The sequence below is a fragment of the Desulfuromonas versatilis genome (genome assembly GCF_019704135.1).
Taxonomy (GTDB): domain Bacteria; phylum Desulfobacterota; class Desulfuromonadia; order Desulfuromonadales; family NIT-T3; genus Desulfuromonas_A; species Desulfuromonas_A versatilis.
This window is the reverse complement of sequence record NZ_AP024355.1, coordinates 1,995,310-2,016,057: the sequence shown is the minus strand read 5'-3', so window position 1 is coordinate 2,016,057 and position 20,748 is coordinate 1,995,310. Positions and strand designations below refer to the sequence as shown.

Sequence of the window (20,748 nt, the reverse complement as noted above, 5' to 3'; positions counted from 1 at the left end):
CCCCCGTCGTTTTTTGCGAGAACAGCGGAGAGTTTTTATCGGGCTTGAAGCTTGATGGTAAGCCGGGTTCCCCCGCCGGGGACCGAGGATACCTCGATTTTCCCGCCGTGGGCCTCGACAATTGCGTGGGTGGTGGCCAATCCCAGACCTGTTCCGTTGTTCTTGGTGGTGAAAAAGGGCTCAAAGATCTTGTCGCGAATATTTTCGGGGATGCCCTGGCCGGAATCCTGGACGAAAATCTCGCCTCGCCTGGATAATACCCCAAGGCGCAGCGTACCGCCACTTTCCAGGACTTCGGCGGCGTTGATGACCAGATTCCAGACAGCCTGGAAGATCTGCTGGCGGTCCAGCCGGATTTTTTCCCCGGGAGGATAGTCCCTGACGATTTTCACCTTTTCAAACCGGGGATCGCTGGAGGCCATATCGGCAAGTTCATCGAGCAGGGCCGAGACGTCCGTGATTTCAAATTTCGGGGGGACCGGGCGGGCATATTCAAGAAAGTCCGTCAACAGGCGGCTGAGACGATCGGCCTCCTTGACGACGATCCGCATCAGCCGCAGGTCGTCCCTGGAGACATTGCTGCCTTCCATGAGCAGTTGTACCGAGCCGCTGATCGAGGCCAAAGGATTGCGGATCTCATGGGCCATGCCCGCCGCAAGCCGCCCTACCGCGGCCAGCCTATCGGCTTGTTTGAGAGCCTCTTCCATTTCCTTGAGGTGGGTCAGGTCCTGGAATGAGACGAGCAGTCCCAGGGTTTTTTCCTGGGGGTCTTTGACTAGGGAAGAACTGTAACCCAGGGGCCGCAGCTGCCGCTCTTTGTCCAGGAAAAATCCCTCTCCACGACCAACAACAATAAACCCGTTGGAATCCAGGACATGGATCTGGGGAAAGATATCAGCAGTCGGCCGATTGTACACCTCGGGGAGGGAATAACCTGTAATTTTTGCCGCTGCAGCGTTGAAGGACCGGATCCGGCCCTGCTCGTTGATGATCATTAGACCGCTGGTGATGTTGGCAATCAGAGTCTGGTTAAGCTTTTCAAGTTCGACATAGTCGATTTCGGCTTTTTCAAGGGCCTGCTCACTCTTTTGAAACCGTTCGGCGAGAGCCCCGCTCAACAGTGCGGTCAGAAAGAAGCCGGATACGTTGATAAATACCGCATAAAACACCTCCCCTTCGTTGACGAAGGGCCTGAAACTAGCCCAGGGAGGGTGCGGGAGATATCCGAAAAACTGAAGTTCCACCAAGCTTCCGTAAAGGATGGCTGCGGCGGATGCGGTAAACAGGATCTCCTTGCGCCGACAGAAAACCCCCGAACAGAGGATGACAAATATGAACAGGAAGGAAAAAGGACTGTCGATTCCGCCGGTGAGATAAATAAAAGCGGCAACAACCACCAAATCCCAGACTAGCTGGCTTTGAATGAAGCATCTGACGCTTTTCAGCCGGGGAAGTGCAAGAGCTGAAAGCAGGGCATGCAGATAGGAGAGCCCGACCAGACCATAGTGGTAGGACAGGACAGAGCCCGGGCGGTATCCGGTGCTTTGCACCTGGTAGAATATCGCCCCGCCCAGAAAAAGGGTGATGACAAGCACCCGAAGGCAGAGAAACCAGCTCAGTTGCCGCCTTGATGGGATGATGCGGGGGGCGGTGCCGGCGTTACTTTTCATGGGAAGAATTCTTAGCCACCCACCGTCCCGGCGAGCTTGAATATCGGCAGGTACATGGCGATGACCAGGCCACCGACGGTGGTTCCCAGGAACAGCATGAGCAGCGGCTCCATCATGGCGGTCAGGTTGGCCACTGCATCATCGACCTCGTCATCGTAAAAGTCAGCGATCTTGTTGAGCATGGTGTCGATGGCGCCCGACTGTTCACCGACCGCGATCATCTGGCAGACCATGGGTGGGAAGACCCCTGATTTTTCAAGAGGCTCAGCGATGGTTTTGCCTTCGCTGATACTCTGCCTGACTTTATAGATGGCTTTTTCGACGGTCCGGTTTCCGGCGGTCTTGGCGACGATTTCAAGGCCGTCAAGGATGGGCACACCGCTGGAGATCATGGTCCCCAGGGTACGGGTGAACTTGGCAACGGCGACTTTCCGGATCAGGATCCCCATAATGGGAAGTTTCAATGCCCAGTCGTCGATGCGCGCGCGTCCCTTTTCCGTAGCGTAAATCTTTTTGAAAGTGAAGATGAAGGCAACAATAGCCCCGATGATGACCAAGATATATTTCTGAATGAAATTGCTGAGGTTGATGACCACTTGGGTCGGGGCAGGCAGAGCCCCACCGAAATCGGCAAACATTTTTTCAAAAGCGGGAATAACAAAGACAAGAATGACCGAGACAACAACAAGGGCGATACCAATAATAGTCGTCGGGTAGGTCATGGCGCTCTTGACCTGTTTTTTCAGCTTGAGTGCTTTTTCGATGTAGGCCGCGAGCCGGTTGAGGATGGTGTCGAGGATACCCCCCACCTCCCCTGCGGAGACCAGGTTGACGTAGAGCTCGTCGAAGGCCTTGGGATGTTTTTTCAGGGCGTCGGCAAAGGTGGAGCCCGACTCCACGTCCTCCTTGACCTGGATCAGCATCTTCTTGAAGGTCTTGTTGTCCTGCTGCTTGCCGAGGATGTCCAGGCACTGCACCAGGGGCAGGCCGGCATCGATCATGGTGGCGAACTGGCGGGTGAAGACCACCAGGTCCTTAGTGGTGACCTTGGGCTCCATGCCGGGGATCTTCAGTTCGACGTCCAGCCCCTTGCCCCGCTCCTTGAGCTTCGAAGGCATGATGCCCTGGCGGCGCAACTGCGCCGTGACGGCCGCCTCGTTGGGGGCCTCCATTTCGCCTTTCTGAACCTGTCGGTGCGGGTTTTCCCTTCCCAGGCAAACTTGGGCATCTGTTACCTCATCTTTGGAAAGCCGTAATTCGTGATTCGTGATTCGTGATTCGTGATTCGTGATTCGTGATTCGTGATTCGTGATTCGTGATTCGTGATTCGTGATTCGTGATTCGTGATTCGTGATCGTGGCTTGGCAACACCTTTTGGTCACCAGTCACCAGTCACCAGTCACGGTCTATCTTATCCTCGAGCGCCGGCGGCGGCACCCTGAACCGGGCGGCGCAGCACCGCGGCGGGGTTGGCGATCATCTGCTTCAGTTCATCAGGCTCGGAGGAGCGGGACAGGGCCACCTCCATGGTGATCTGCTTTTTGTGGTAAAGCATGAACAGTGCCTGATTCATGGTCTGCATCCCGTACTTGTCCTGGCCCATCTGCATCTGCGAATAGATCTGGTGAATCTTGTCGTCCCGGATCAGGGCGCGGATGGCGATGTTGGGCACCATGACCTCCAGCGCCAGCGCCCGCCCGGAGCCGCCCGCCTTGGGCAACAGGGTCTGCGAAAGGACCCCCTCGAGGACGAAGGAGAGCTGGGTGCGCACCTGTGCCTGCTGGGTCGTGGGAAAGACGTCGACGATGCGGTTGATGGTCTGCACGCAGGAATTGGTATGCAAAGTGGCGAAGCAGAGGTGACCAGTTTCGGCAATGGTCAGGGCCGCTTCGATGGTTTCGATGTCGCGCAGCTCGCCGACAAGGACCACGTCGGGGTCCTGACGCAGGATGTACTTGAGGGCCTTTTTGAATGACTGGGTGTCGGCGCCGACCTCGCGCTGGTTGACCAGGCATTTCTTGTGCGGATGCAGGAATTCGACGGGGTCCTCGATGGTGATGATATGCTCGTGGCGCTCGGTGTTGATGTGGTCAATGATCGAGGCCAGGGTCGTCGATTTGCCACTGCCGGTGGGACCGGTGACCAGCACCAGGCCGCGGGGCTTCTGGGCGATGGTCTTGACCACCGGGGGGAGCCCCAGTTCATCGAAGGTCAGAATCTTGTAGGGAATCAGTCGAAAGACCCCGGCCACCGCGCCGCGCTGGATGAAAATATTGCCGCGGAACCGCGAGAGCCCCTTGACCCCGAAGGAGAGGTCGAGCTCGTTCTCCTCCTCGAACTTGCGCTTTTGCGAATCGGTGAGAATGCTGTAGCAGAGCTGCTTGGTCTCGGCGGGCTGCAGGGGCGGCATCTTCAGCGGCGTCATGTGCCCGTCGATACGGATCTGCGGCGGGGTACCCGTGGAGATGTGGAGGTCCGAGGCCCCCTGCTCGACCATCGTCTTCAGAAGCTGGTGCATACTGACCATGGAGTCATTTCCCTCCGGAAAATGTTCGACGTTCGATGTTCGAGGTTCGAAGTTTGTTTATACCCTCGACCATCGAACGGCGAATCTCGAACCGATTTAATCAATCATCCGCAACCGTGCAGCGGAGCACTTCTTCGAAACTGGTGACCCCTTCCTTGAGCTTGGAGAGCGCAGACTGACGCATGGTCTTTACCCCCAGCCGCATCGATTCACGCTTGATTTCGGCGGTGTTGGCTCCGGCCAGGATCAATTCGCGGATCTCCTCGAACATCGGCATGACCTGGTAGATGCCGACCCGCCCCTTGTAGCCGGTGTTGTTGCAGGTGGCGCAGCCGGTTCCCCGGTAGCAGACGTAGCTGTCGACATCCTCGGGGGGCACGCCGGCCTCGATGAGCGCCTGCTTGGGAATGTCTTCGGGCTCCTTGCACTCGGAGCAGACCCTTCGCCCGAGGCGCTGGGCGGTGATCAGGTTGACCGCCGAGGCCACCAGGAAAGGCTCGATCCCCATGTTGAGCAGACGGTTGATGGTGCTCGGCGCGTCGTTGGTATGCAGGGTGGAGAGCACCAGGTGCCCGGTCAGGGCCGCCTTGACCCCGATCTCGGCGGTCTCGAAATCGCGGATCTCGCCGATCATGATGATATCCGGGTCCTGGCGCAGAAAGGCGCGCAGGGCGGCGGCGAAGTTCAGCCCGATCTCCTCGTGCATCTGCACCTGGTTGATGCCGGCGAAGTTGAACTCCACCGGGTCCTCGGCGGTGGAGATGTTCTCGGTGACCTTGTTCAGTTCCGAGAGCGCCGAGTAGAGCGAAACGGTCTTGCCCGAGCCGGTCGGCCCGGTGACCAGCACCATGCCGAAGGGTTTGTGGATTTCGCGCTTGAAGTGAGACAGCGCCTCGGCCTCGTAGCCGAGCTTGGTCATGTCGAGCTGCAGGTTCGACTTGTCAAGCAACCGCAGGCAGACCTTCTCGCCGAACAGGGTCGGCAGGCAGTTGACCCGGTAGTCCATGTCCTTGCCGCCGGGCAGCTTGATCTTGATGCGGCCGTCCTGCGGCAGGCGGCGCTCGGCGATATCCATCTCCGACATGATCTTCAGACGCGAGGTAATTGCGTTCTTCAGCTTCATCGGCGGCTTCATGACTTCGTAGAGCACACCGTCGATGCGGTAGCGGACGCGGAAGGATTTTTCGTAGGGCTCGATATGGATGTCCGAGGCGTGGCGCTTGATCGCATCGGTCAGAATCAGGTTGACCAGCTTGACGACCGGGGCGTCCTCGCTGGCCTTTTCCAGCTCGTTGACATCGACCTGGTCATCATCGTCGACCACCTCGAGGTCGATGTCCTCGAGATCGCTCATGACGTCGGCCAGGCTGGCGCTCTGGTCGTAGTACTTGTCGATGGCCCCCTTGATTCCAGCCTCCGGGGCGACGACCACCTCGACGTTGTAGCCGGTCATGAACTTGATGTCGTCGATGGCGAAAATGTTCGAGGGATCGCTCATCGCCACGATCAGGGTCGATCCGGCGCGGTTGATCGGGACGATCTGGTATTTCTGGGCAACCTCCGGCGGAACCAGCCGGATCACATTGGGGTCGACCTCGAATTCGGCGAGGTTGATGGAAGGGACACCGTACTGGCGCGAAAGGAAGGCGGCCAGTTCCTCTTCCTTGAGAAACCCGAGTTTGATCAGGCTGGCCCCCAGCCTTCCCCCCTGGACTTTCTGTTCCTCGAGCGCCTTGGCAAGTTGTTTTTCGTCGATCAGCTTGTTGCGAACAAGCAGTTCTCCAAGTCGGTTGGTGCTCATGAATGGAAAAATCTCCTCGGGGCGAAATTGGCGGCCATGCTATAAAAAAGCTCTAACCCTGTCAAGCTAGGGTTCCGGAAGAGGTTTCATTTCGGCCAAAAGCCGGTTCTTCATCACGCCAGAAGGCGGCAGCGAGCCGGTCCAGAGGCGAAAGGCCTCCTCGCCCTGGCCGGCGAGCATTCCGAGGCCGTCGGCGCAGCGCATCCCCCGCCGGCGCCCTTCGCTTACCAGAGCCGTTCCCCCTGGCCCGTAGACCATGTCGTAGAGGCAGGCAGCCGGCGGCAGCGCCGTCCAGGGGAAGTAGGCAAAAGAATCGCCTTTGAGTCCGACGACCGCGGTATTGACCACCAGGTCCGCATCTGCGGCCATCCGGTCCAGAACCGCGGGCTCCAATCCGCAGGCTGCAAACCTTGTGCCGTTAAAATGATCTGAGAATTCCCGGACGAGCTTTTCTCCCCTTTCCGGGGTGCGATTGGCGATGCTCAGCGCCGCGGCACCCGCCCGCGCCAGCGCGACCACGGCGGCCCGACAGGCACCGCCCGCCCCCAATAACAACACCCTTTTCCCCGCCGGTTGGAATTGCAGATCCTCAGCCAGGGAGCGCAGGAAGCCGAGGCCGTCGGTGTTGTATCCGCACAATCGCCCTTCGCGGTTGACGATGGTGTTGACCGCACCGATCAGGCGCGCCTCGGGATCGATTTCATCCAGCAGGGGCAGCACCGCCTCCTTGTGCGGCACGGTAACGTTCACCCCCAGGATGTTCAGGGCGCGAAGTCCTGCCACGGCATCGGCAAGCCCCCCTGGGAGCACGTGAAAAGGGACGTAAACAGCGTCGATCCCTGCCTTGCCAAAGGCCGCATTCTGCATCGCCGGCGACAGGGAATGAGCGATCGGGTCACCGAAAATTCCCAGCACCCGGGTAGTACCTCGCAGGTTCATGCTTCGTGATCCTTGGCGGGACAGCCCGGCCGGTCGTGCAGATAGCCGCAATCGAGATATTCGCGGTACTCGATGACGCGGGTCGCGGCCAGCACCAGTTGTGCCTTGCGGATGTCCGCATCGATGGCAGCGACCAACTCCTGCGGGGAGCCGAAACGTTTTTCGTCCCGCAACCGGTCGACGAAATAGAGGCGCAGGTTCTCCCCGTAGATTTCCCGCCGGAAGTTGAAGATATAGACCTCAACGGTCATTTTCCCGCCCTGGAAGGTGGGATTGAAGCCGATGTTCACCACCCCATCGTGAATTTCGCTGGCTAGCTTGACCTTTACCGCGTAAACCCCGGGCTTGGGCAGCAACTCTTTGTCGGTGGCGAGGTTGGCGGTGGGAAACCCGAGGGTGGTGCCACGCCGGGCACCATGCACCACTGTCCCCTCCATGGTGAAATGCCGGCCGAGATACCCCACCACCCCGGTGACGTCCCCCGCCTCGATCAACTGGCGCACCCGGGTGGAGCTGTACACCTCCCCTTCGTGAGAAACCGGCTTCAGAATCTCGACGCCAAACCCGAGTTCCTGGCCGCGCCTCGCCAGGTAAGCGGCATCGCCCTCCCGGCCTCGGCCAAAAGCATAATCATATCCCACCACCAGATAGCGCACCCCGATCTTGGCAACCAGAATCTCCTCGACGAAACTGGCAGCCGGTTGGGCGGCGATCTCCAGGTTGAAGGGGGCGGCGATCATCACATCAAAGCAGGACGCCTCGATGAGCCGCTCTTTCTCGGCGCTGGTGTTTATCAGCCGGGGCGCACGCGGAGGCGCAACCACCTTGAGCGGATGGGGGTCGAAGGTATAAACGATGGACGTTCCGCCGATCTCCCTGGCCTTCTGGACCACACGCCGGAAAATTTCCCGGTGCCCCAGGTGAACACCGTCGAAATTGCCCAGGGTGACCACGGCCCCGAGAAACGGGGAGGTAATCTCATCGAGGTTGCGGATGATTCGCATAGGTCTCAGGCCCGCCGCCTTCTGCCGGTTTTGCGCCGCGGAGACGGCCGCCGTCTGCCCTCTTCCGGCAGGTCGGCGAGAACGAAGTCAATTTCCCGGCGCTCCAGGTTCACATTTTTGACGGACACCCGAACCCCGCTGCCAACCTGCAGCTCGCGCCGCCTGTTTTCTCCGATCAGGCGCTGCAGATCTTCCTCAAAGTGATAAAAGTCATCCGTCAGGGAGGAGATGTGGACCAGTCCCTCCACGAAATATTCCTTGAGCTCGACAAACACCCCGAAGGGCTGAACCCCGGAGACTATACCATCGAACTGCTCCCCGACCCGGCCGGCCATGAACTGGCACTTTTTTAGCTCGACGATTTCCCGCTCCGCCTCCATGGCCCGTCGCTCGCGGTGACTGGTCTGCTCCCCCTGTCCGGGAAGCTCACGTTCCAGATGCGACTTCTGCCCCGGCGGCAGCTGTCCCCGGGTCAGCACCTGGCGCAGCACCCGGTGCACCACCAGGTCGGGATAGCGCCGGATGGGCGAGGTAAAGTGGCAATAAGGGTCTGCAGCCAGTCCGAAATGGCCGCTGTTGTCCGGCGAATAGCAGGCCTGCTTCATGCTGCGCAGCAGCACCTGGTTGATCATGCGCTCCTCGGGCCTGCCCTCCACCTCGGCGAGCAGCACCTGCAGTTCGGCTGGGTCGACGCGGCTGCCGGAGAGATTGAAGCCGTAGTTGAAATGGCCGACGAATTCCTGAAAGGCCTGAAGTTTTTCCAGATCCGGAGGTTCGTGGACGCGAAACAGCAGGGGAGCTCCCTTATCAACCAGGAAGGAGGCCACCGCCTCGTTGGCGGCCAGCATGAATTCCTCGATGACCCGATGGGCGATGGTGCGTTCGGCCCGCACGATGTTCTCAGGCCTACCGCGAAGATCGAGAACGATCTCGGCCTCGGGCAGATCGAAATCGAGGCTTCCCCGCCGCCGGCGCATTGCCATCAGTCGCCGGGCCAGCAGCTCCATGGTTTCCAGCTGCACCGGCAGCTCCCCCCCCAGCCGGCTGATGGCTGCGGGGTCACGCTCGACCAGCACCGAGGCCACCTCGGTGTAGGTCAGCCGGGCCCGGCTGCGGATCACCGAGGGATAGAAACGGCTGGAGATGCGGTTCCCCTGCGCGTCGAAGACCATCTCGGCGGTCATGGCCAACCGCTCGACCTCGGGGTTGAGCGAACAGATGCCGTTACTGAGATTTTCCGGAAGCATCGGGATGCAGCGGCCCGGGAAATAAACGCTGGTTCCCCGCTCATAGGCCTCGCGGTCCACCGGACTCCCCTCGCTCACATAGTGGCCGACATCGGCGATCGAGACCCAGAGCCGGATAGCCTGGCCCTTTTCCCTGCGCACAGCTACGGCATCGTCGAAGTCCTTGGCGGTCTCGCCGTCGATGGTCACCGTCGGCAGCTCGCGCAGGTCCTCCCGGCCCGCCAGATCCTCGGGGCGAACCCGGTCGGGTACCTGGGCGGCGGCCTCGAGGACCTCGGCAGGAAAGCGGTTGGGCAGACCGTGCTTGTGCACGATGGCGAGGATTTCCACCTCGGGGTCGTCGGGCTCGCCGAGTACCTCGACGATGACCCCTTCGGGCATGCGGTTGCGTTCCGGGTAGGTGTCGATGCGGGCGACGACGATCTGACCGGGGCGGGCCGTACCGGCAGCCCCCTTGGGAATGAGGATGTCGTGGGAGAGGCGGGGGTCGGCGGGGACCACGTAGCCAAAGCCGCGGCCGGCCTCGAACCGCCCCACCAGGGTCTGGTGAACCCGCTCCAGGACCCGGATCACCCGTCCTTCGGGTTTGCCGAAGCGGCCGGCGTGCTCGATGCGCACCGCAACCCGGTCCCCGTGCATCGCCTCACGCAGGAAACGGGCGGGGATGAAGACGTCGGGCCGGCCATCACCCGGGGCGACGAAGCCGTAACCGTCCCGGTGAATCGAAACCGTGCCGATGGCCAGATTGACCCTCCGCGGCAATGCGTAGCGGTTCCCCTTGAGCCGGACCAGGGTCCCTTCGCGTGCCAGCTCTTCGATCAGGCGCACCGCCTCCTGGCGATCGCCCCGGGACAGATCGAGCTCCCCCAGAATCTCGCGGGCGGTGAGCGGCTGCCGGGCTCGTTTTTCTAAAAATTCAACGAGTTCTGCCGCGAATACAGGCATGAAAAAAACGGATCCCTTTCGCCTGAAAATGGGCGAAGCTGCGACGATGTGCTTATTTTTCGGCAGGGCCGGCCGGCGACGGAACCACGCCGCGGGCCCAGATATGCTTGCCGAACCGCCAATAGCCTCGCACGTTGTTGAGCCGGGCATCCTGGGAGGGATCGAGGGCGAGCACATTCCCCTTGAGCAGCGGCTTGAGGAACGGCTCGAGCACGGCACCGCCGCCGCCGGTGACGACCATGGTGTCCATATCCCAGTCATCGGCCCAGAGGCGGTCGACTTCGTTGGCCACTGTGGTCGCCAACTGCCCGAAGACCTGTTCGGTCAGGCTTTTCAGCTCGTGCTCCTTGCCGCGGATCTTGATGGAACCCCGTTCCACGGCCTCGTAAAGACGGTACAGTTCGACGTTGACCCCGCTTTTCTCCCTCAGCTTGGAGGCGATCACGTTGAACGCCCGGGCGATCCCCGAATCCGTGGTGCGACTGCCCCGTTCAGAATAGCGCATCTTGTCCGAGATGGTATAGTCCGAGGTGCGGAACCCGACATCGATGATGCCGATCTTCTCCTTGACCAGGCGCTTGTCGCCGAGTTCACCGAGGTCATTGAGCATCATGTTGAACATGGAGCCGAAGGGCTGGGGGATAACCCGCACCTTGTTGACGCTGATGGTCTTCTCCTGGGTCTTGCCCTCGGCGTCGACCACCGTCACCTTATGCTCTCCCTGCAGGATCCGCGCGAGCTCATCCTTGTGCTGGCGGTAATGGCCGATGGGCAGGCCGGTGACCATGTTGACTGGGATGAACCCGCCGACCAACCGCGCAGCCGCGGCCAGGGCCAGGTACTTGGCGAATTTGCTGATGAACTGGGTCTGATCCAGGGTGAAAAACCGGACGTTGCTCTGGCGTTCGGCCAGTTCGCCGAGGAAAAAGGACTTTCCATCCACCTCCAGTTGCAGGTGATCCTCCTCTTTCCCCTCCGAGAGGATCGCCTCACGAAACTGGATATCGGTCGCCTCGCCGAGCACCGATTTGAAAATCAGAGAATCCCTGCCGTTGGTGGCCTTGGTGAATCCGAACCCGATATCGATACCGAGGATTTCCACGGTTGTTCCTCCTGGGGGAAAAAAAGGGGCTAGGGGCTGGGGACGGGTTTGCGCCTCACGCCTCACGCCTCACGAGTTTCAATCTTCGACCTTCTCGCCTTCGACGATCTTGTTGATCACCAGTCCGCTGAGCAGCTTGGGATAGAAATAGGTCGACTTCTGGGGCATCTTCTCGCCGGCATTGGCCACATCGCGCACTTCGTTCATGCGCGTCGGATTCATCAGGAAGGCCAGTTGGAATTCTCCGCAGTCCACCAGCTCGAAGGGCTCGTCGAAATTCTTGACGTACTTGAGGTTGGTTTGCTTTTCCTGGGCTTCAGGGCTGATATTCAGCAGGGTTTCCAGGATCAGTCGATGCAAAATGGAGACATCCAGGGTCCGCAGCACCTTGGGCGACTTGTCGCTGAAAAAGCGATCCATGACGGCATTTTCGCGCAGCGTCAGGTAGATGACATCCCCTTTGCCGCAATACATGGCCAGGCAGTGACGCTCCTTGCCCTTCTCGCGAAGCTCCTGCCGAACCTCCTGGCGGGCCGCTTGGTCAGCGGAGTCGATATTGCGGGTTTCGACCTCGAAGAATTCCCCCAGCGCGTCGCGCAGAGAATCGGGATTGAGGGCTTCGACATTGTAGACCAACCGATGGGTGGGGAAGATCTGCATCCCCCGGTCTTCCATATTGGCGAAGTACATAAGCACGTAGTTGAACAGTTCCTTGCCCGAATAGCCGGGGTGCTTCTCCCGCATGAAATTGCGGTAGTTCAAGGCGGTTTCGTAACGGTGATGGCCGTCGGCAATGAACAGGGGCTTGTTGTCGAGCAGATCCTGGGCTTTTTCGATGACCATCGGGTCGCTCACCTGCCACAGCCGGTGACGGACCCCGTCATCGTCGGCGACCTCCATGTCGGGGGATTTATCCCTGAGCTTCCTGGTTACCGATTCCAGCACACAGCAGGGGTCCGAATAGAGGGAAAAAATCGGGCTGAAATTGGCCCCGCAGGCCTTGGTCAGGTTGAAGCGGTCGGTCTTGGGCCCGGAGAGGGTCTTCTCGTGGGGCTTGACCACCCCGGAGCTGAAATCCTCGAGTCGGGTCAGGGCGACGAACCCTTTGCGCACCACCACTTCGCCCCCCTCGATGGGGTATTCCTGGTCGTAGAGATAGATGGAGGGTTCGGCGTCCCGGGTGAGAATCTGCTCCTGTTGCCACTTGGCGAAGTCGGCTGCCGAGCGCGTATAGCGGTTGTCCGTTTCACTGTCGGTTTCGTTGATCTTCCCCAGGATCAGCCGCACGATATTTGCTGGATGCCGGCGGTAGAGTTCCTGCTGAAGTGCGGGGGAGATGACGTCGTAGGGGGGGGCTACAACCTTGGCCGGGTCGCCGATCTGTGCCACGTTGTAGCGCAACCCGCGAAACGGAGCGATTTTCGCCATTGCAGAATTACTCCCAAATTTCCCCGTCAGGGGGCCGGCCGTCCGCTTTTCATGGCTGCGGAACCGGTCAGGTTTCGTCAGGAAAAAAACGGTCTCAGCGAAGGTAAATTGCGGTCATCACTATACGAAAATCGAGCGAAGGGTTGCAAGGGAAAAAGGGACCCGGCCCGCCGGGAGGCTGGGCCGGGGCTCAGGGGGGGAGGAGAGAATGGGGTCAGGGCAATGCCAAGGAAAAACCGCGGCCCGGCTACCAGCAGTTGGCTTCGGCCGCTCCCTTGCTCCCTGCCTGGTCGATGGTCAGGCTGCCGCAGCGGTCGCCCGCCTGGGCTCCCTGAGGGACGGCCCGGATGGTAAAGGATGCCGCGTCCGGGGTGCCCACGAAGTCAAGAAGGTAGGAGGCGCCTGCGGTGGAACTTGGATTGACCGCTGCGCCGGCATAGGTGTTGTTGCGGGTAAAAAACCGCTCCATAGTCTGGGCCGCCTCGGCCAGAGCCGCCTTGGCGCTGGCCCGGTGCGACTGGCGCACGTGGTTGGAGTAGGCCGGAATAGCGATGGCCGCCAGGATGCCGATGATGGCCACCGCCACCACCAGTTCGATCAGGGTGAAGCCGTTTTGCAGATTGGGACGCATGAAGAACTCCGCTTCCTGCCAAGGTTTAATCGCTTTAGCGCAACTGCCGCCAGGATCCGCGCCCTCGCCGCTGCCCGGTGGCCTTCTCCACGGTGGTCTCGATGGTCCCCGAGGAGGTACTGGTCAGCTTGTAGTCGACGTTGCCGGCGTTGATGACCCCGGGGGTGGTGATGATCCCCTCCTTGGATTTCTTGCCGTTGACCGGCACCGTGACCACCTGCGAGTCGATAGTCACCGTGACGTACTCGCTGCTGTCGAACTTGCCGTCCTTGTTCAAATCGAAGACGCTGCCGTCGGTGCGCGCCCCGGTGTGCGGCTCGATCTCCATCAGCCAGCCGTCCCCGCCGAAATCGCAGGTGTTGCCCGAGGGGATCAGGGTGGTGAAGACCAGGTTCTCCCCGACCAGCAGCGGCGGGTCGACCACCCTCTCGCCCTGGGCGCCGAGGGCCGGGGAGACCAGGTCCATGTACCAGCCTTTCTTGCCAGATGCCCAGTCCACGGGATTTTTCGAAACCACGCGCACCTCGTAGCCGAAACCGCTGGTCTCCACCAGGATCTGCTGCGCCTGCAGCCCGCTGCGGTCGGTGGCGGTGATCCGCGCTGAGTTATCGAGGCTGTCGAGGATGCCGTAGAAACTCTGCAACGGCGGTGTCCCGGAGACCACGTTGTCCCCCACGGCGTAGTACTGACCGGTGCCAAAATAGACCATGATGCCGTCGGCCCCCGAGGGCCCCCGGCCGATTTCCGGCCGCGCGGTAATCGGCTGGATGTTGCCCGAGGGCCCCCGGGCGGTAAATAACGGTTTGGGAGTGGTCCCCTGCTTGAAGGCCACGGCCCACTGGGCGGAGTTGGAATGGGAGACGTCGAACTTCCAGAGGTTGCCCTGCAGATCCCCTGCGTACACGGCGTCGACGATGCGGTTGACCGGATAGTCGACCGGGGTCGCCCCCCCCAGCCCATTGGCCAGGGCCACGGAACCGACCCCGGTATCGATGGCCCGGATCAGCGAACCGGTGGCCAGGTCGACGATGTACAGGAGCGCCTTGCCCGAGGCGCTGCCGAAACCATTGCCGAACACCGCGGCCCAGGTTCCGTTGGCCATGCGCACGATGTAGGCCTGGCCGAGGACGACCCCAAGATCGGCGAACCCCGCGGTGGAAGCATTGATCTCCCAGAGCACGTCGTCGGCCCCGAAGTTGGCCGGGTCGGTGACATCGAGGGCGAACACCCCCGCCCCGCCGGCGCCGAGAGTGCCGACCAGGATGGTGCGCCACTCCTTCACCGAATCGCCGTTGACGTCGAGGTAGGCATCGGTGGCCCGCGGCGAACCGTCGACGAAGAAACGGTGCTGGTAATTGGGGTCGGTCAGCTTGCTCAGGTGCGGATACACCGCGTTGGGCACATAGGCGAACTCCTCGTCGCCGTCGATGGCGTCGAAGGCATGCAGCATGCCGTCGTTGCCCCCGGTGTAGACCAGGCGGACCCGCTCCAGATAGGCGGTATCGGCCCGGAAGCTCAGGTAAGCCGGCCCCTCGGGGTCGGGCAAATCGGCGTAGCCGTAATTCTGGGTCCCGGTAAACCAGGGGTCCGAGTTGACAATGTCCCCCAGCACCCGGCTGCGATCCCGGAAGGCGCCGCCGTATTGCAGCTCGTTGTTGCGAATCCCGCGCAGGAAACCCAGCCGTCCGCTCCCCAGGTTGTCGACCACGCCTCCGGCGCCGGTGTTGAGATAGCCTTTCTGTCCGGCATCGAGATTGTCCCAGAGAAACTCCGTCCCCGCGCCGGTCGAGGGTTTGTAGGTGAAGATCCTGCGGCTGGCCGGTTGCGGCAGCAGCTCTGAGGCGTCCCACTCGGGGTCACCGACGCTACCGTCGGCATTGACCCCGTAGGCCAGCATCTGCCCCGACCAGTCGTTGCTGTCGAAACGCGCCTGGTAGACGCGGGTGTCGGTATCGAGGCGGGTAGAGTTGGTGGCGATCGCCGCTGCCGAGGAGGTGGTGCCGAGGATCTGGTTGAAGGCGCTGGCCAACTGCTCGCTCAGGGTCAGGGCGTTGGTGACCAGAAAATAGTTGTCCGGCTTGCCGTCGGCGTCCTGGTCCCACTCGCCAGCGTCGGGCAGATCGTTGCCGTTCTTGTCCTCGAACTGGCCGTACTTGGCGGCGTACCAGAGCGGATCCTTGAGAAACCCGGCCCCCGAGCCGTTGCTGGGGGTGAAGGTTCGGGTCGCGGTCAGCGGCAGCGCCTGCCCGTCGGACCAGAGCTGGCCCGGCCGCTGCCCCGGCGGAGTATCGAGGAAATAATCGGGATCGCTGCCGGTGGCGGTATCCTGATCGCGCACCTCGAGGTAGGTGCCGTCGGCGGTGGTCCCCGAGACAACGTAGCCCATGTGCTGGATGATGCCGCCGGCGGCGTAGGTGGAGTCCAGGGTCACGGTGACGGTGTCGTCCGCGTTCACCGTGTAGACGTACTCGACGATGGCGTCCATGTCGTGGTCGGCCCCCTGCTCGACGTCCTCGAAGTTGATGCGGAACTTGCCATAGCTCGGGGTCAGCGACTCGACATAGAAATCGACGATGGTGTTGGTCGGCTGAAAGCTCCCCGCCACGGCGCTGATGCCGTTGCCGCCGACGGATTTGGCGAAGGGGACCAGGGTGATCTCCTGGCCGGCCACCGGGATACGGATCTGCGGCAGCGGCGAAGCCAGCGCCACGGCGAAGGTCCCCATGTTCTGGGATTCGGGAGCGTTGCCGTTCAGATCGTGGGTCTGGCCGAACTGGGCGATGCTTCCACCGTAGAAGCCGCCCAGCTTGGTCGGCTCTTCCGGGGCCAGGCCGCGGATGTTGCGGAAGCTCTCCGCCTCTTTGACGGTCGGCGCGCCGTCCGTTGTCGACCCCGACTGGCCGATGAAGATGTCCTGGTTATCTCCGTATTCGTGATCCCAGAGGTCATCCCCCAGGGTGGAGACGTTCAGGCCGGTCACGTCGCCGCTGAAGCTGCCGAAACCGGTGCCGGGCACCTGGTCGGTGTCGTAGCTGGGGTTGATGTCGCTGATCACCAGCTGGAACGGCTTGGCGCAGTAGTCGTGGCCCCCCGCGCCGTAGGGATCGTCCCAACTGGCCAGCGGCAGCCCCAGCGAGGCGTCGTCGTTGCCGCTGGCGGCAATGCTGAAGGCGGAGGTCGCCGAGCCCTTGCCGGCGAAATAGCGCAGCCCCTCGTACATCATCTCGGCCACCGGGTTGCCCCACATCCGGCATTTCCCCTCGGTCAGCGGGCCGTTGGTGATCCAGCTGCAGTTGTCCTCGTAGGCATAGCCCGTGGAGAAACCGACGGTGCGCAGCCGGTCGATGGTCTTGACGATCCCCACGGTGGAGGTGAACTGGCCGGTTTCGAGGTCGATCTCGTCGGTAATAGAGGAGACCTTCTTGCGCAGTACCCCGCCCGAGGTGTTCTTGGCATAGGAGCCGGTGAGCAGGCCGAACATCATCAGGTCTTCCTCGCCGTATTCCTGCAGCAGGCCGGTGGGCTTGGAGCTTCCCGCCGGGTAGGTCTTGCAGTTCTCCTCCGGCAGCCCCGCCTTGCAGACCTCGACCCGCACCGTGTAGTCGCTGATGCTCGAGGCCGGAACGCTGCGCTGCCAGTAAAGGGCGTAGTTGTCCCCGCCGGTGATTTCCTCGTGGCGAAAGACCAGGTCGTGCTCCCCGGCGGTCAGGAAAATGCTCCCGGAATAGCTCTGGCAGCTGCAGTTGCCGTGGCCGCCGTACCAGCTCGCCACCAGCGTGCCGTCGATGATCAGCTCCACCGCGTCGTCCCCGTCCACGGCGAAGGTGTAGGAGCCGGCGGCCGGGACCTCCAGTTTGCCGGTGAAGATCGAAAGATAATAATCGTTGCTGCCGAAGGGGTTGCCGCTGCCGTCGATCCGGCTCACCGAGCCGCTGCCGTTGCGGCGGGCGGGCGTGGCCAGGTTGGCCACCAGGGTGTCGTAGGCGGCGTGGTCGCCGGGATGCCCGGTGGCGGGCAGGTCGGCGAACCCGTAGGTGGTGCGGGTCAGGTTTTTAAAGGCGCTCGAGGGGACGATTTCCCACTGCACCCCGCCGGCGGTGGCGCAATCGGGGCCGCTGCTGCCGTGCAGGCACTTGCTGCCGGCCACCGGCCGCTCGATGGAGAGCCACTCCCAGACCCGGTACTTGCTGTCGTTGAGCACCCGCAGCAGGGGCGGCCCCGGTGCGGCGGAGGCGCTTGCGGCCCCCAGGGTGGTGTTGGCGAACAGGTGGCGATAGCCCGGCTCGGGCAGGCCGATGGAGGCCGGCGCGTAGTCGCGGAGGTCGTAGCCGTCCTTGGCGATGCCGGTGTACTCCTTGCCCCAGCTGTGGGCGTCCTGGGGGATGTGGGAGCGCTCGAGCACGGTGAGGTTCGAGGTGTCGCTGACCCGGCGCCCGCCGTAGAGCACCTTGCGCAGCGCGTCCATGCGCGAGGTGGTCAGGTAATTGAGAAAGTCACCGCTCCACTGGTCGTCGCAGGTCTTGTCGGCGGTGGTCGCGGCGGGGACGAAGCGGCCGCCCGCGCTGTCGTAGCTGTAGCACTTGTGACTATCGAAATAGCCGAAGTAGTCGATGGAAGCGGGCTTGTAGCCGGCATCCAGGGTGCCGTCGCCGTTGAGGTCCGAGGCGTCGTTGTAGGCCTCGTAATAGAGCTTGTGGTCGCGCCCCAGCACCAGCAGGTTGAGCGGCGGGGCGTTTTGGGACAGAAACAGGGGCACCTGAGAGACAGCGCCACCCACGCTCCCGGCCGCGCACCCCTCGCTGAGCAGCCCGTTGCAGTTCTCGTCCACCGCGTTCTCGCAGACCTCGGCGGCCCCCGGGTTGACCGCCGCGTCGCCGTCGTCGCAGTCGAAGGGGATGGCCAGGCAGCCGCCGGCGTCGAGGTAATAGCCGTCGCCGTCGGCGTCCGTGCAGGTCTCCGGGCAGGGCAGGTCGGCGCCGCTGCAGTCCTGGTCGATGCCATCGCCGCAGTTCTCCGGGGCGCCGGGGAAGATGAAGGGGTTACCGTCGTTGCAGTCGACGGCGGCGCTGTAGCCGTCGCCGTCGGCATCCGGCGCGCACCCCTCGTCCACCGTGCCGTTGCAGTTGTTGTCGGCGCCGTCGCAGACCTCCGAGGCGCCCGGGTGGATCTGGTCGTTGCCGTCGTTGCAGTCGTTCGAGGCGGGGTAGCCGTCGCCGTCGGCGTCGAGGGCGCCGCTGCCGCAGTCGGCGGCGGCCGGGTCGATGACCAGGGCCCCGGCCGGGATATTGCCGGAGGGGATGCTGCCGGAGGTGCGGGTCAGGTAGAAGCCGTCGAACTTGAAGTGCTTCTCCCGCGTCCAAAAGTTCACCGTGTGGTTGCCCGCCGAGGGGATATTCAGACGGATCGGGTTGGAACCGTAATCCATCCGCTCGTTGACCCAGTACCACCGGTCACCGCTGGCCGGCGTGGTGGCGTTGCCGGCGGCGGAGCCGTTCAAGCCGTACCAGATGGAATTGCGGCCGCTGTTGCCGTCGTCCCAGCCCCGGATCCAGAGGTACCAGGTTCCGCTTTCCGGGAAGTTGAGATTGAAGCTGACCGGCGTACCGCTCGGCGGATGGCTGGTGTCGTTGTTGCTGGTGGCCTGCAGGTAGGCGGCGCTGTTGTTGCCCGCATACTCCTGGTCGCGGGAGCCGCTGGATTTGACCTGGAAGTTGTCGCCCAGGGTGTTGTAGTCCTCGGCCTCGATGTAGGTGCCCGACGAGCTGATCAGACAGCCCGCACCCACCAGCGCAGGATAGGCCGTCAATCCCAGCAGCAGCGCCAGAACCCAGGCTGCCCGCCCTCCGATCCTTTTGCCAAAGTGCATCCCAGACATGATCCCCTCCGGCCCGGTCCCTCCCGGCCTCTCGTGAAGCTGATTCAACGCAGGTAAGTGCTCTGCAGGATGACCTCCGCCGCCCCGGCGCCCCCCACGCCCCGGGCTGTGACCCGGTACAGGGTATCCTCGCTCACCGCGGTACCGGCGGTCAGGGACATGGAGGAAGACTCCAGCGGCCCGAGCTCCTCGACGATGTAGCGCGGCTGGGCAGCCACCCCGCCGAGCACCCCGGAATAGGGACGCGAATCGGCCGCGTCCCAGCCCAACCCGAAAACGTTCACGGCCGGCTGGTAGAGCCCCCCGTTGCCGTCGAAGGCCGGAAGAGTGGCCCCGCCAAGGAAGGTCTCCCCTTCGCGCAGGGCCGCCTCGGCGGCCTGGAAAGCGACGTTGCGGTTGCTCAGGTTGCCGGCCATTTTCTCCTGCAGGGTGGTCGACTGCATGGCGGCGAGCCCCAGCAGGGTGAGCACCAGCATCAGCACCAGGCCGGTCACCAGCACCGCGCCCCGTTGGTCCCCGACAATTTTCCTGGCAATATCCGGCATATTTCCCTCCCCTTCCCTACGGCAGCCGGTTGCGCAGCCCCACGGTGGTCACGTATACCTGGCGCAGCACCCGCTCGTCCGGGGGGTCGATGGTGGTTCCATTGAAGGTGTAGGTGCGGGTGTCCGGGTCCTTTTTCGGCAAAGGATCGACGCTGCGCAGCAGCAGCCCCACCCTCACCGCCAGCACCCCAGCCCAGTCGCTCACCGCGTTGGCCGTCACGTACTGGTCGACGGAGCGGTCGCCGTCGGTATCCTCGCCGTAGCGCACCTGCAGGTTATCCACCCCCTCGACCAGTTCTTCGGCGGCAGCGGCGGTCGCCCCTTTGCGATAAAGGCAGGGCAGCCCCTCGGCATTTGCCGCCACGTAATAGCTGGTAGTTGTCACCGGCACAACCTCGGCCCCCGGCCCATAGGCCTGGCCGAGGTCCTTGGTGGCGTTGCCCGGCACCTCGGAGCTACCGGTGTTGTGCACAATGTTGCCGTTGGAGGGGTTGTAGTTGGTGATCTGGAAAATCGCTCCCCCCGAACAATTGCTGATCATGACGATCCCCCCATCGACCAGGCTGCTGGTGCCGTCGGGCACCTTGAGGTCGGCCGAGGGGGGCGGCATCTGGGTGGTCAGTGGCGCGGCCCCCGAGGCCGTCGAACGCAGGGTCAGCACGTCGCTCCCCCCCAGGGCGCCGGTTATCGAGGCGTGCAGCGCCGGCGTCCAGGTCCCCGGCCCGCTGGCCTCGAAACCCTGCACCGCCGTGTTGAAGGCGTAGCTGAAGCCGGTGTCGTTGAGGGTGTTGACCAGCTCCCCGCTGGCGAAACAGCCCCGGTAGCCCGCCATGCGGATTTCGCGGGTCAACGCCTCGAGGGCGAAACGCCCGTTCTCCTGCAGCCTGGAAAGTTGCTCGTCGTGCCGGTAGGCATTGGAAGAGCTGATAAAGACCTGGTAGAGCCCGCCGAGCAGGATCAAACCAATAGCCGCCGCTACCAACAACTCGACCAGTCCCAGCCCGGCCTGGCTGCGCAGATGTCGTTTTGCCATT

12 protein-coding genes and 1 pseudogene are annotated in these 20,748 nt (G+C 62.5%); all 13 read right to left on the bottom strand.

Annotated features, from left to right (window positions below; genetic code table 11):
• Positions 1-35: 35 nt before the first annotated feature.
• The 13 genes and pseudogenes from DESUT3_RS08830 to DESUT3_RS08770 all read right to left on the bottom strand — a co-directional run bounded on the left by DESUT3_RS08830 (position 36) and on the right by DESUT3_RS08770 (position 20,747).
• On the bottom strand, positions 36-1,670 hold the full coding sequence (locus DESUT3_RS08830; RefSeq protein ID WP_221252115.1) for a two-component system sensor histidine kinase NtrB: 1,635 nt from the start codon (positions 1,668-1,670) through the stop codon (positions 36-38).
• Positions 1,671-1,681: 11 nt separating this feature from the next.
• Positions 1,682-2,898, bottom strand: a pseudogene (locus tag DESUT3_RS08825) (type II secretion system F family protein).
• Positions 2,899-3,081: 183 nt separating this feature from the next.
• Complete coding sequence (locus DESUT3_RS08820; protein ID WP_221252114.1) at positions 3,082-4,197, bottom strand: type IV pilus twitching motility protein PilT; 1,116 nt, start codon at positions 4,195-4,197, stop codon at positions 3,082-3,084.
• Positions 4,198-4,297: 100 nt separating this feature from the next.
• Positions 4,298-5,998: a type IV-A pilus assembly ATPase PilB gene (gene pilB, locus DESUT3_RS08815; RefSeq protein ID WP_221252113.1), complete on the bottom strand. Its 1,701-nt coding sequence runs from the start codon at positions 5,996-5,998 to the stop codon at positions 4,298-4,300.
• 66 nt (positions 5,999-6,064) lie between these two features.
• Positions 6,065-6,937, bottom strand: a complete 873-nt coding sequence (locus DESUT3_RS08810; RefSeq protein ID WP_221252112.1) for a shikimate dehydrogenase — start codon at positions 6,935-6,937, stop codon at positions 6,065-6,067.
• Positions 6,934-7,941, bottom strand: coding sequence for a bifunctional riboflavin kinase/FAD synthetase (locus DESUT3_RS08805; protein ID WP_221252111.1), 1,008 nt, complete (start codon positions 7,939-7,941; stop codon positions 6,934-6,936). The genes DESUT3_RS08810 and DESUT3_RS08805 overlap by 4 nt, the downstream gene beginning before the upstream one ends.
• A 5-nt stretch (positions 7,942-7,946) precedes the next feature.
• Complete coding sequence (gene rnr, locus DESUT3_RS08800) at positions 7,947-10,133, bottom strand: ribonuclease R (RefSeq protein WP_221252110.1); 2,187 nt, start codon at positions 10,131-10,133, stop codon at positions 7,947-7,949.
• A gap of 52 nt (positions 10,134-10,185) precedes the next feature.
• Complete coding sequence (locus tag DESUT3_RS08795) at positions 10,186-11,235, bottom strand: ParM/StbA family protein (RefSeq protein ID WP_221252109.1); 1,050 nt, start codon at positions 11,233-11,235, stop codon at positions 10,186-10,188.
• A gap of 78 nt (positions 11,236-11,313) precedes the next feature.
• Positions 11,314-12,663, bottom strand: a complete 1,350-nt coding sequence (locus tag DESUT3_RS08790; RefSeq protein WP_221252108.1) for a DUF1015 domain-containing protein — start codon at positions 12,661-12,663, stop codon at positions 11,314-11,316.
• 247 nt (positions 12,664-12,910) lie between these two features.
• Positions 12,911-13,294, bottom strand: a complete 384-nt coding sequence (locus DESUT3_RS08785) for a type IV pilin protein (RefSeq protein ID WP_221252107.1) — start codon at positions 13,292-13,294, stop codon at positions 12,911-12,913.
• Between the two features lie 34 nt (positions 13,295-13,328).
• Positions 13,329-19,169 carry a PilC/PilY family type IV pilus protein gene (locus tag DESUT3_RS08780; RefSeq protein WP_221252106.1) on the bottom strand — a complete coding sequence of 1,947 codons (5,841 nt, stop codon included), beginning with the start codon at positions 19,167-19,169 and terminating at the stop codon, positions 13,329-13,331.
• A gap of 44 nt (positions 19,170-19,213) precedes the next feature.
• On the bottom strand, positions 19,214-19,714 hold the full coding sequence (locus DESUT3_RS08775) for a pilus assembly PilX family protein (protein WP_221252105.1): 501 nt from the start codon (positions 19,712-19,714) through the stop codon (positions 19,214-19,216).
• 16 nt (positions 19,715-19,730) lie between these two features.
• Positions 19,731-20,747: a PilW family protein gene (locus DESUT3_RS08770; RefSeq protein WP_221252104.1), complete on the bottom strand. Its 1,017-nt coding sequence runs from the start codon at positions 20,745-20,747 to the stop codon at positions 19,731-19,733.
• Between the last annotated feature and the right edge of the window lies 1 nt (position 20,748).